The 12,512-nt window shown below is 54.9% G+C and carries 12 protein-coding genes; 5 read left to right on the forward strand and 7 right to left on the reverse strand.

The features are described from left to right. Positions 1-264: 264 nt before the first annotated feature. The 5 genes from GVI59_RS17555 to GVI59_RS17575 all read right to left on the reverse strand — a co-directional run bounded on the left by GVI59_RS17555 (position 265) and on the right by GVI59_RS17575 (position 7,756). On the reverse strand, positions 265-1,452 hold the full coding sequence (locus tag GVI59_RS17555) for a GIY-YIG nuclease family protein (RefSeq protein ID WP_173575357.1): 1,188 nt from the start codon (positions 1,450-1,452) through the stop codon (positions 265-267). After that, positions 1,445-3,529 (reverse strand): DEAD/DEAH box helicase, encoded by a 2,085-nt coding sequence (locus GVI59_RS17560; protein ID WP_173575358.1) that lies wholly within the window; start codon positions 3,527-3,529, stop codon positions 1,445-1,447. The genes GVI59_RS17555 and GVI59_RS17560 overlap by 8 nt, the downstream gene beginning before the upstream one ends. 3 nt (positions 3,530-3,532) lie before the next feature. Beyond that, complete coding sequence (locus GVI59_RS17565; protein WP_173575359.1) at positions 3,533-6,241, reverse strand: class I SAM-dependent DNA methyltransferase; 2,709 nt, start codon at positions 6,239-6,241, stop codon at positions 3,533-3,535. Between the two features lie 39 nt (positions 6,242-6,280). Next, positions 6,281-7,375, reverse strand: coding sequence for a Fic family protein (locus tag GVI59_RS17570; protein ID WP_173575360.1), 1,095 nt, complete (start codon positions 7,373-7,375; stop codon positions 6,281-6,283). Between the two features lie 132 nt (positions 7,376-7,507). Beyond that, positions 7,508-7,756: a hypothetical protein gene (locus GVI59_RS17575; protein WP_173575361.1), complete on the reverse strand. Its 249-nt coding sequence runs from the start codon at positions 7,754-7,756 to the stop codon at positions 7,508-7,510. Positions 7,757-8,098: 342 nt separating this feature from the next. On the opposite strand from GVI59_RS17575, the gene GVI59_RS17580 reads away from it, so the two are divergent. The 5 genes from GVI59_RS17580 to GVI59_RS17600 all read left to right on the forward strand — a co-directional run bounded on the left by GVI59_RS17580 (position 8,099) and on the right by GVI59_RS17600 (position 11,353). Continuing rightward, a complete protein-coding gene (locus tag GVI59_RS17580) occupies positions 8,099-8,674 on the forward strand; it encodes a hypothetical protein (RefSeq protein ID WP_146222781.1) in 576 nt (191 codons plus the stop codon). Positions 8,675-8,677: 3 nt separating this feature from the next. Beyond that, the gene (locus GVI59_RS17585; protein ID WP_061274731.1) at positions 8,678-9,508 is read left to right on the forward strand and encodes a hypothetical protein; all 831 of its coding nucleotides are present in this window, start codon (positions 8,678-8,680) and stop codon (positions 9,506-9,508) included. Then, on the forward strand, positions 9,508-10,002 hold the full coding sequence (locus GVI59_RS17590; RefSeq protein WP_173575362.1) for a hypothetical protein: 495 nt from the start codon (positions 9,508-9,510) through the stop codon (positions 10,000-10,002). The genes GVI59_RS17585 and GVI59_RS17590 overlap by 1 nt, the downstream gene beginning before the upstream one ends. Positions 10,003-10,155: 153 nt before the next feature. After that, complete coding sequence (locus tag GVI59_RS17595; RefSeq protein WP_173575363.1) at positions 10,156-10,938, forward strand: hypothetical protein; 783 nt, start codon at positions 10,156-10,158, stop codon at positions 10,936-10,938. A gap of 16 nt (positions 10,939-10,954) precedes the next feature. After that, on the forward strand, positions 10,955-11,353 hold the full coding sequence (locus tag GVI59_RS17600) for a hypothetical protein (protein WP_173571388.1): 399 nt from the start codon (positions 10,955-10,957) through the stop codon (positions 11,351-11,353). A gap of 72 nt (positions 11,354-11,425) precedes the next feature. Here the strand turns inward: GVI59_RS17600 and GVI59_RS19210 are convergent, their stop codons facing one another. Further along, positions 11,426-11,767: a hypothetical protein gene (locus GVI59_RS19210; protein ID WP_242013204.1), complete on the reverse strand. Its 342-nt coding sequence runs from the start codon at positions 11,765-11,767 to the stop codon at positions 11,426-11,428. A 19-nt stretch (positions 11,768-11,786) separates the two neighbouring features. Beyond that, positions 11,787-11,999, reverse strand: a complete 213-nt coding sequence (locus GVI59_RS17610) for a hypothetical protein (RefSeq protein WP_061274724.1) — start codon at positions 11,997-11,999, stop codon at positions 11,787-11,789. Between the last annotated feature and the right edge of the window lie 513 nt (positions 12,000-12,512).

The raw sequence follows: 12,512 nt of genomic DNA on the forward strand, positions 1-12,512 counted from the left end.
CGAACCATCTATTCGAGGATTATCCCCAAATAGAAACACGACTGTCGATTGCATTCGAGGGCTGAAGCGTGGCATTCGTAACACCGTTCGTTGAGGGGAATGTCTCCAAAAGCGGACTGATAGCCGTAGTCGCTGATTGAGACCTGAAATATACGTGCTCCATGAACTTTGTAGCAAGCACGTATATAGATCTTGTTGTCTGGCTTTGTGGCAATGATCAGAATTAAATGGCCGCTATCAACTCAGAGTGTCGATGAGGAGTTATTATACTTTTACCAAACCAACCGTCTTTGGATCATAAATCAAACCATCAATACTTCCATCCGACATTTTATCCACTATTTGAGACACAATATCTATCGGAACCAGAAACCACTCTTTGGGCTGCACTGGATGCCCGAACCGATCTTGAATCGTCAGATCAATCTGTGCAGGGGCTAGAACCCTATGAAAGATCTTCTCCAGCTTCGTACGATTAATATTGAAGAGCTTATAGGTTGCCACGACTTCGACATCAGCCAGAAGATAGGTTGCATCATGCCTGGCGTTGGCGATCCGTTTTTTCACATCGCCTCCCGTCACCCCGATCTTGTGAATCAGATTACGATGCTGCGCGATATACGGATTATCTGACAGACTTCTCAGCACATAGATCGTGCCACTTTCCAGATCATCCGGTTCAACCGTTGTGCCAAACAAAGGCCCGACAGTCGGATCTGTAATCCGACGACCAGCCTCATCCTTATAGAGAGCCCGCTGGAGCGACCTCAGCAGGACATCGCTTTCAGTCCCGTTGTCATAGATGACCCGCAGACGGCTGTCTCTGCGACCATATTCTGTCTCGAACTCTTCTCCGATATGGGCAACGTAAACCATCTGCCCTTTCAGGATAAAGAATTCTCCCTGCCGAATACCGGCTTCCTGCCCAAAGGGACGTGTTTCCCGCACGCCGGATTTCAGATCCTCCTTCACCTGAGCGAACAAAGGCCGGAAGGTTTCAAAATCCTTGCAGGGTTCCCGGCTGGCAATTTCTTCCGCTGCCCGCACCTCTGCACGTGATTTCACATGCTTCAACACAGTGATGGATTCAGCCGCTGGCTCGGTCTCAATGCCCAGTTCAGCGAGAAGCGCATCATCGTCCAGCGTATCGGGATCAGGACTCTCAGCCTCCTTCCCGGAAACACTCAGAAGCCCATGCGGATCTCGCTGTGCCAGCAATGACCGGCATTTTTCCAAAGCCCGTATCCGATCCAGACGCACGGCATAAAGCCGTTCAAAGATATCTCTGTCTTCTCCATGCGCAGGCGCATGCCCGTATTCCTCATAGAAACGGCAGATATCCTCAAACCCGGCAATAATCCGCTCTTCCTCGGCGGTCAGCGCGGCCTTCTTTTTGGTTTCCAGCGAGACACCAAGTTCGGCCAGAAGCTCTTCATCGCTCAGATCAGCCATTCGCCCGTTCCTCTGCCGTCTTACGCGCCAGAACCGCCACCCCTTCAGCCATCTTACGTTCCCACGCATCGGGAGATGTCAGCTCAGGAAGGCGTCCTCGCTCCTTTTTGAACAGAAGGGCGCGCTTTGCCAGGTCCCTTGCCTCTTCAATCGTCAGAGCAATATGACGACCGGCAATGACCTCCTGAACCTGTTTGAGGGTCTCTGCATTCATGCTCCTGGCGAGGATCTTGTAGGCTTCCTCAAACGGATTGATCGCATCAATCAGGTCGATATCCAGATCCCGGACATTCATGGCAATCTTCCGCATCCCTTCAATCAGGGCTGTATTGCCACCAATCTTCTCTTCTCCCCCGGCTGCCTGCGTGATCTCTTCCGCTGCTTTCTGTCCCTTCTGGGTCAGATTGAATGCCGCCACGGCATGCTGGCGCACAGCCTCCTGATCCTCATCCGAAAGCTCAGGATACCGATCCCGAATAATTTTCCCCAACCTGACCTGTGTCAGTTCCTGAGGGGCCGTCTCCTCGTCAAACAGACCATGCTCCAGGGAAGGCTTGTCCTGCACAAAGGAGGCCACAACTTCGTTCAGATCTTCCCGGCAGATCCGCTGCGCTTCAGGGCTTTTGGGAGAAACCAGCCCTTTGATCTCCATATGGAACTGACCGGTCTGCTCATTGAAGCCAACATTCGTTCCGTTTGGCTTGTAACCTTCCTCCCCATAGTCATAGCCATCCAGAGGCGCACTTTCTTCGGTCTTCGGCGTGAACTCGAAACGCGGGGTCAGCACCTGTTCCATAAGCAGGCTGGCGGCAATGGCCTTGAGCATGTCATTGACCGCATCCGTCACTTTTTCCTGGGACGCATCCGGTTCAGCAATCAGGTTGATGAATTCAGCCCGCGTCTTTCCTGGTGCATCGCGGGTGGCGCGGCCAATGATCTGAATGATCTCCGTCAGGCTGGAGCGGTATCCGACCGTCAGCGCCTGCTCACACCAGATCCAGTCAAACCCTTCCTTGGCCATCCCCAGCGCAATGATGATGTCCACATGATCTCGGTTATTCTTCTGCGCCGGATCCTTCAGGGCGGACACAACCTTGTTGCGCCGGACAGGCTCATCTTCCACCAGATCGGCAATACGCAGCACCCGGCCATCGGCACGACGCACCAGATGAAAGCCTGTCTCTATATCCTCCCCTTCCCAGTCTCCCAAGACGGACAGGATATGCTCGACTTCCTTGTGCTTCTGGGTCGTGCTTTCGCGTGAATTGACATTGGGAATATGCACGATCGTTTTACGCGTGCCGTCCAGCACCCGATCAATCGCATCCAGATAGGAGCCAGTATAGAAATAATATCCCAGATCCAGCTCTTTCAGATACTGGTACCCGTTCAGCTGCTGATAGTAGGTGTAGGTGACTGTCTCGAATTTCCCTTCATCTTCCGGGGACAGCACGGCGACGGCATCCCCACGGAAATAGGAGCCGGTCATGGCGATGATATGCGTTTCCCCACGGGAAATAAGCTGGTTGAGGTAATATCCCAGACGGTTTTTCGGGTCTGCGCTGACATGGTGGAATTCATCCACCGCCACCAGACACCCATCGAAGGCCGCGATACCCAGTTCTTCCGCCGCGAACCGGAACGTCGCGTGGGTGCAAACCAAAGTCTGATCTTCACTCTTCAGAAACTCCCCAACAGCTTTGACCTTGGACCGTGCAACCTGTCCTTCATCGGAACCTGGCGCGTTGCAGAGATTCCATTTCGGTTGGACGATCCAGTCTGCCCAGAAGCCGAACTTGCTCAGCGGTTCGCTCATAAAGCTGCCCCCGATCGAGCGTTCCGGCACGACAATCAGGGCTTTTTTCACCCCCTGATGCACCAGCTTGTCGAGAGCAACAAACATCAGGGCACGGGATTTACCAGAAGCAGGCGGTGACTTGATGAGAAGATACTGCTCCCCACGTTTCTCATAGACCGCTTCCTGCATGGGGCGCATGCCAAGCTCGTTGGTCCTGGCAGATTGACCTGTCTGGCCGGTACGCAGGGAAACAGCGGGAATAACCGGATTGATCGTCATGGCTCAAGCAGCGTCCTTCTTCTTTTTCGTCTTGCCGCCCTTCTTGGCGATCATCTTGCTGTAGAGGTCGAACAGCTTTTCCAGACGCTCCGTATCATTGCGGAAGCGCCGACCGATATAGATCCGCTCCAGCACCTCATCATTACGATCATGAGCGGCCCGTAAATTGTCTGGCATTTTGTCAGGATCATACAGATCGGCAATCGTGGCTGGGAAATGCGCCTCGCGCGCCAGAAGAATATCCTCGGCACAACGGGTCAGATCAGCACGGTTTTTTTCCGTCAAAGTCGGAACAGGAAAGGTGTTCCAGCCCAAAGTATTAGAATATGAAAAATCCGTACGCATACGAACGCAAACTGTACCAATCCACACCCTATGAAGGCGAGAGGCAATCAACGCCATATTCCAGAGAGGAGCATCGTACAAAGCATATATCTTGTTTGTAACGATATTTCCCTTAGGAAGGATACCAACGGGTAGAAATGGTCTATTTTCTGAGCTAATAGCTGGAATGGCGATTATTTCCTCATTCCCTACCTGTCGAACTTCACCAAATTTATAAGGATATTTGGAAAGTTCTTTCGTGGTTAATCTTTCAGATTTTATTCTTTGATCACAGACATTATCAAAACGCTCTTTCAAAGATGGAATTTGAAATGCCTCATTCCTCAGGTCATCAGGTACCCAAATACAAAATCTCATATTCCCACGAATATATTCGGAAGATCCATAAACAGGTTTGATAAACTTTTCTTTCTGATGTTCTGTTAAACGCAATCTCTCAACATCATCCCAAGACAGCAATAAATGCCCACCGTCATTCGGCATACTGCCAAAATCCATATCCGATACAGAAGAGAGGGGCCTACTGTGCTTCTCGACAACGACATCAGAACCCGGAACCAGATAAGCATTAATATGCCCTGTCTCCTGTCGGATTGTTTTCCCGTCATTTCCATTGGAAAAGAGAATTTTTTGACAATCTGAAACAGGCGCAATCCCAATGATAGCGACCGTCACACCCGCATTATGCGCTGCCAAATTGGCCCACTTGAACGACGTATGGGCGAAACTGATCTCATAGTTCAGCCCAAAAATCAGAGGCCAGAGAATAGCTACCTGCCGCCCCTGACAGATGGAATTCGTGCTCACAAACGCACTGGAAGAACCTGTTTTTTGGCCATAATCCGCAGCCTTCATGAACCAGCCCGCCACGTAATCCAGAGACTTCCAGGATTTCGTACGCTGCCCGAAAATCTGCTCCAGCTCCGCTTTCTGTTCAGCCGATTGCCATTGACTACCCTTATACGGGGGATTGCCACAGATATAGGTTTCCGAACCCGCCTGAAGCGGGCAGACATCAAACCAGTCCCGCTCCAGGGCATTCCCGCAGATGATCTGCTCCGTATCCTTCAGGGGCAGCACATTCAGGCGGGCCTGTTTCTGGTCGATATGGATTTCGTCACTCTGGAATTCTGCGATCAGAAGCGACAATCGCGCGATTTCCACCGCAAAATCACGGATCTCAATCCCATAGAAATTGGCCAGCGGGATGACGGATTTCCGTTCCGCCCGCTCTATCTTCAGCCGGTCATCAATCTCGCTCTGAATGTCCCGCATGTCCTTATAGGCAATCACCAGGAAATTGCCCGATCCACAGGCAGGATCAAACACCCGAATGCCGGACAGGCGCTCCTTCAGGGCATGCAGCTTCTGGGTATTCTGACCCGCCTTTTCCAGTTCCTCACGCAGGACATCCAGAAACAGGGGATTCAGCACTTTGCGGATGTTTGGCACGCTGGTGTAGTGCATCCCCAAAGCCCCACGCTCTCCTTCATCCGCAACGGCCTGGATCATGGATCCGAAGATATCCGGGTTAATCTGCGCCCAGTTCAGCTCCCCGGCACGCAGAAGATAGGTGCGGGCCAGTTTATTAAATTTCGGGCAGCCCGTTGCCCCGGAAAACAGGTTCCCGTTTACATACGGAAAATCCCTGGCCCAGGATTTAACCCCGCCCTTGTCACGATCGTCATTGCGCGTATCCAGATCCATCGTCCGGAACAGTTCGGCCATGACCTCATGCGTCTGATCCGTGGCCCCTTCCGTCATGGTCTGGATGGTTCTGGTAAAGAGATTGTTCAGGAATATCCCGGTATCCTCGGCGAAAAAGCAGAAGATGAGACGCGCCATGAAATGATTCATGTCGTGGCGGCGTTCTTCCGTTGCCCAGTCAGGATTTTCCTTCAGAAGCTCAACATAAAGACGGTTCAGGCGTGACGTGGCCTTAACGTCGATCGGGTTGTTCTTGATCTTCTGAACGGTCGTAATGCCCGCCAGGGGCAGGAAAAACCCGAACCGATCGGCCAGATGCGTGAACACATCTGTAATGTGCTCATCTTCCGTGCGGTCTTCCGCCTCAAACGTCACCCCATCCGTAGCCAGCAGAAACCGCGCCTTGGCTGACTGGGTCTTGGGGCTTTCCCTGAGCAGGTTCAGGGTCTGGGCAACCTGGCCTTCCGAACAGACGGCCAGATGGATGTTGTTGCGCTGGAGTACCGCTCCAGAAACGTCCGAGCGGTTATCCTTGCGAAGCCGCTTGATCGTAACATCGCGGTTTCCGAACGCTTGCAGGAACTCGAAAGGGAATTCCCCGGGATTAAAAGGTGCCTCGGCAATCCGGGAGACAGCTTCTTCAATCTCAACGGGATTCATGCATAAAATTCCATACGTTCGAAAATCAGATCATACACCTCATGCGCCACCGGACACCTCCAGGAAGAGACGGACCAGAGGTGCGTTGATATAATAATTGCTCCGCCCTGAGCGGTGCTTGGACAGCAGACCTTTCTCTGACAGCTGATCGAGATATTTCCCTGCCGTCTGACGCGCGATACTCAGGTCCGACTGGACATACTCGATTTTCGTGTAGGGATGCCGGAAGAGGTTGTTCAGCAGCTCCTGCCTATAAATCTTGGGCAGCTCTGTGCGCATCCGCTGCTTCATGGTGGCCATCTGCGCCCGCATGCCTTCAATCAGCTCCAGAGTGATCCTGGATGTCTCGGCTACGGCACGCAGCATGTAGAGGATCCACGCTTCCCATGCGCCTTCATCCCGCACCTTCTGCAACAGACGATAATATTCATCCTTGTGGCGGGTGATGTAGCGCGACAGGTAGAGGATCGGAATATCCAGAAGACCGGTGCGGGTCAGATACAATACATTCAGGATCCGCCCGACGCGGCCATTCCCATCGGGGAACGGGTGGATGCTCTCAAACTGATGGTGGATCAGGGCCATCTTGATGAGTGGATCCAGGTCACAGAGCCCGTCATCATTCACGAACCGCTCCAGATCCGACATATGCCCGATAATCTCCCGCCCGTCCTGCGGCAGCACAAAGACCACTTCCCCCGTGCGCTCGTTCTTCAAGGCCGTTCCCGGGGTGTTTCGAAACCCGTCCCCTCGCTTCTTAAGCATCTGAAAAATCGCGATCAGTCCCTTGTTCAGGATCAGGCCGTCGGTTTCCTTCAGCAGCCGAAACCCCAGATGCAGGGCGTCGCGATACAGAGCCACTTCTTTGGCCGCGACAGAGTCCGGCCCCTCAGGAAACAGTTCCGCCTGAAAGAGTTCATCCTGGGTGGTGACGATGTTCTCCACCTCGGATGACGCCTTTGCCTCCTGTAAGGCCAGCGTATCAATCAGGATCCCCTGATTGGGAATGGTCGCCGCCCGCCCCTTCAGCTCCGCCAGAGCCCGGTTGGCCTCGGCCAAGGCTTTGAGAACCGGAACCGTCTCCAGATCAACCTGAGGTGGCAAGGGACGAATATCATAGGCTGGCGTTAACATGACCGTTCTAACGTGTTAAAAAAACAGTCTGTTGCTAACACGTTATCCTGTCATGTCAAAGAAACCGGCTTCCCCTTAACCCGACACTTCTGGGGTGACTGGATAACGGACTGATGTGGGGGCAGGACAGCCTTACTCGGACGTCCCGGCCATATGGGCACCGCCTATGTCTTCGAACAGGCTGAGGGCATCCGGGGAGGAGGCGACATAGTCCCCCACCCTCGCACTGTCGGCCCGGATGCGCCGCCGCCGTGCGTGCCGCAGACCCTCTTCCAGAAGATCCGGCACCAACTGCCCCAGGGACAGGCCACGTCGGGTGGCTTCGCGCTCCAAGGTGTGTTTCAGGCGCTCATCCAGTTGAAGAACCAACGGTGCGGTCATATCACCCTCCTGCGATCAGCCGACCTCAGCTTAACAAAGCCTTCTCTGCCCATGAAGGGAGCCATTAGTAATGGCTCCCTTTCTACCCAGGGACCTCGGAAAACCCGAGCCCCTTTCCCGCATGCCCACCCACGGCGGCTCAGCCGCCCGCACCAGTGGTGCAATGGTGTATGAAGAACTCATAATCTGTGGGTTGGCTACGGGCTGGCAGTGGGTGCTTTGACGGGTCTTTTTACGGGTTTCCTAGTGGGTCCGATACGGGAGGCTTGCGGGATGCCCTCTGGGCTGGCTATGGGTTGGGAAAGGGTCGCTGTTGGGGACGGCCCTACCGGGAAACTGCACATGGCTCAGCGGATTGGAAAGGAGCGCCTGAAGGCTCTCCGGGGCGAAGCGGAATGCAAGGCAACCGCCGGACCTCTTTATCGGTGGCTGGTGGCGAACGCCGACGACATTGAAGAAATCCGAGTGCCGGGTGAGCCGTGGGGACCGTATTTGCAGGCGGCTATCGAGTGCGGCGTGCTGATAGAGGACCGCAGACTGGGGCTTCAAAAGATCGGCAAGCTGTGGAGACGGCTGCAGAAGATCAGACAAGTGCGCACAACAGAATCTCGCGCTGTCCCGTTCAATGTCTCACAATCAGCGCACCCCAGCCGCCTTCCTAAAGGCTGGAAGCCCGATTTTATCGACCGTGATCTCGGAAACCTTTCCCCCGATGGATCAGGGCTTCCAGCAAAAATCGACCATGCCGAAAAAAGCGCCTCTCAAGTCGCATCATTGCCCGCGACTATCTCCGGGTGCTCAGGCGGCAACACGACCGAGGAGGAAGAATTCCCTGTTGGTCGCGCCCGGGCTGAGGCCATCAAGCGGGATCTTCTTGCGCGGTTGAGGAAGAAGGAGCCCGGTTTTCATAGGGAGTAAGGCATGGCATCCGCCACGATAACAGACGCCGCAAAGCCGTCGGCGGCAACAACCCGCCCCACCCTGCTTGTCGCAATCGGACGCCAGCGTGTGGGAAAGACAACGTTTCTCAAATCCCTCGCCGAGATCACCGCGCAGCAGGGTGGCAAGCCGGAAATCTGGAACACTGATTCCATGAACCGGTCGCATACGATCTCATCGCTCGGTTCGCACGTGCTGGAGGCAGACAGCACTTCCCCGACCGGGCAGGCCGCATGGCTGGAAGAGCAAATCGAGAGGCTGGTCGAAACCCGCCATGATGCGATCCTCGACATTGGAGGCGGCTGGACGGCGATGCATGAGCTGATCCGCACGTCCCCTCTCGTGGCCGCTCTGGATGAACTTGGCATCTCGCTGGTTACAGTTTTCATGATCGGTATGGAAAATGCCGACATCGACTATCTGCAGGATCTTCAGGAGCAACATAGTTTTCTGCCACCCCGAACGGCCATCGTCATCAATGAAGGCCTTCTCCCCGTAGGCATGGACACAGCCCGCGCGGTTAGCGAGATTCTCGAAAACAGGGCGGTCCTGAACGCCCTCGACCGTGGGGCTTCTCACGGTGTTTTCCCGGCTGTCAACGGCCTGAAGAAAATTGCGGATCGCGGCCAGTCTTTCATGGACTTTGCCGCAAACAAGCCCGTTCCAGGACAACCGAAAAGCTCAGTCTTCGACAGGCTCCGCGTCAATCGCTGGCTCAAGCGTGAAGTGCCTCTCTTTATGCGCGACCTTGGCCCGGAGTATCTGCCCCGAATGCCCAAGGGCTTGCCTGAAGTGGTGATGGAAAACGTCTGATGACAACGCAGGGTGATCTGGAGGCGGGGGATCAGGAATTCGTCCGGCGGATGGAGAACCTGCGACTGGTGGCCGCTGAATGGGTTGATCGCAGGATCGCGCCGGAAGCCGAAGTGCTTTCGGCGCTGATCGTGGCTATTGACCAGGTCGGCACCCTTTGCATCGAAGCCAGGCGTTCCTCCATCCGTTCGATCCAGGAAAGCAAGCTGGTCGCGCAGCAGCAACGAGAGGCGCTGGCACAGGATACAGTCGCGATCCGCGAGCAGCTGAGAGAGGGGATCGAGGCGGTCCATACACTGCGAACCATCAATGAAAAACTGGTGGAGAAGAAACTGCTCGGGATCATCGCGGACATCACGAAAGGCCTGAGGGGAGCGATCGAGAGTCAGGCCTCGGCCATGACCAGACGGTTCAACCTGCAGACGGCGTTTCGCGTTCTGGGTTACAGCTCCGTTGTTCTCCTGATCGGTTTTGTGCTGGGACGGATGCCCTAAAGCCAGTGTGGCCAAAACGGACACAGTAAGAGTGCCGCGAAGAAATTCCGTAGAACGCGGAATCAGGTCGCATGATGCGGATGGATAGTGACCTCCTCACAACAGGAGGCTCAGGTGTCCCATATCCCCCTTTCTTACCGCCGCACGAGGAAGATGACGATTGTCCTTCTGACGTGCGGCATCATGTCGCCAGCCGTGGTGAACGCGCAGACGATCAACGTGCCAGGCGGTCTTCCCACTCACGTCAATGCCACCTATCAGGAACTGGGCCTCGGCGGCTGGACGCCTGACACGAGCAGCACGACGCAGACAATCAATGGAAGCGGCACGGTCACATCGTCTGGCGCAACCAGCGGCTCTGACAGCGATGCTCTCCAGACCATGTATCAGCAGTCGTGGGGGTATGAAGCGGCTCAGAACGCACAGGCACTTGGCGTCAATCCATCGGCTCTTGCTGCGACGTGCGTGGTCGAATCTGGCTGCACCAATCTCTATACAGCGGGGAATGGGAACACGATTACCGGCGCGTTCCAGATGAGTGACGGAACATACAACGAAGCCTTACAACAGGCTCTGGCGTCCAATCCGGAACTTGCATCGACCATCACATCCGGGACTGCAGGACAGCAAGATCCCGCGACGCAGGCGGTCGCGGCAGCACAGTATCTCAAGGACGCAGCAACCTCATTGCAGAACGCCGGCATAACAACGCCGACAGCACTCGATACCAGGGCATATTACAATTTCGGGCCGTCAAACGGCACCAACGTGGTCCGTGCGGCAGATGACGAGACAATGGCTTCGGTCCTCAGCAATATGTCAGCCTCGGACCTCGCAAAAAACGGTATCTCGACTACCGAAACAGTCGGAGAATGGAAATCAGCGGTCGCAACCAAGATGGGCAGCGCAGCGTATCAGCCCGTCCTGACTACCTGACAGGAGAACGCTACCTATGAAAAAATCATTTCTGCCAATACTGGCCTGTGGCCTGATCGCCTCGATGTCGGCTCACGCTGCCGGGCTTCATCCGGTCAAACCGTTGCCCGGTTATACGTGCATGATGCTGAACCTGTCGGAAAGCCAGATGATGGATTTCCAGCATCCCCTGATGTTTAAGGCAGGGCCGTCGGATGACGCTGCGAATGTCGCACCCGCCAGCGGCCAGGTAGCCATAAAAACCGGTGCCGAGCCGACAGACGGCTATCTGCCCACAATCAACTTCGCGTTCAAGCCGGTCTGGATCGAGGCAAAGTACGTCGCGCCTTACCACGCGAAAGCAGATCCGGCGGCAACGTGCGTCCCGGTAATCATGTCAGACGGGAAGCTGGGCTTCGACCACCCACGACGATGAGACGATCCAGCAGGCGCACGCATGAAGGGCGGCCCCAGGCCGCCCTTTTCATTTTCCTGTTCTTCAACTGATTCAGCCTCGGGCGACAGGATTACCTGATGTCGGCCGGGGCAATGTCGCGGCCATCAGCTCGCGCAGGACGGGATCGTTTTCACGTCGGCGCGGACATGGGAGAGCACGGGCGGCGGCCTCACGGGCGAGGAGCCATTCGGCCAGATCGGGAGCCAGGCGGGACGTGCCTTCGACACATCGACGGAAGGCGGTGCGGTGCATCTGACAGTATTCAGCGGCCTGCCGCTCGGACCAGCCGAGGGTTGTGATGCAAAGGAGAAGCCGCGCTCCGGCCATTTCGGACGCGCGGCTTTCGGAAGATGAAGCGTTTTTTCTCATGATTGCAGCGTAGGTCGCGAACATGCGACCTACGCCGGTTTAATCAGCCACCCCGGATGACAAGGGCTCCGGCACCGAAGAAGAGGCCACCCGGGACAAGCATGAGAAGGGACGCCGCAGCGACAGGGGGTGATGATGGCGGCGGATCGAACGCACCCTCAGGCTGGGGCCAGTAATGTTCGGGTATCCACAGCCCCATGAAGAAGAAACCCAGCCCGATCAGGATAAGTGAGCAGCCGATGACAGTTCTCGACATCTGAAATTCCTTTCGGGCGAAGTTAATGGCTTACGGAAAACGGATAGGATTTCCGCGACGATCCGCCAGTGAGGACCGACGGCAAAGGAAGCATTCCTCTCTTGCACACAGGGTCGACGGCAATCATTGTTGTAATAGCGGTGGACATGAAACCAGACCTTTCTGTCTAACGTCAGCCTTGTCCGGTGTTAGAGCACCGGACAGGGCGTCCGTGACGGGACCCTTCCCGGCACAGATAAAAGTTAGTACACTAACCAAATAAAGACAAAACAAAATACCTGACAAATCCGAAATAATACGGTTATATACAAATACTCACATCGTTATCCGCGCGCCAGCAAATAACCATAAGCAGTATTATTTCATATCGTGATAAATATGGTCCTGCGCGGACGGATCAGCGGTCGACGCGGAAATCTCACAGAAGGGTTGTACATCGGGTTAGATTATGAAAAAGTCTGTTTTGTAGAAAAGAAATTTTCGTAAGCTATAAGAAAACCCGATGCAGACAGA

The organism is Acetobacter sicerae, assembly GCF_011516765.1.
Taxonomy (GTDB): Bacteria; Pseudomonadota; Alphaproteobacteria; order Acetobacterales; family Acetobacteraceae; genus Acetobacter; species Acetobacter sicerae.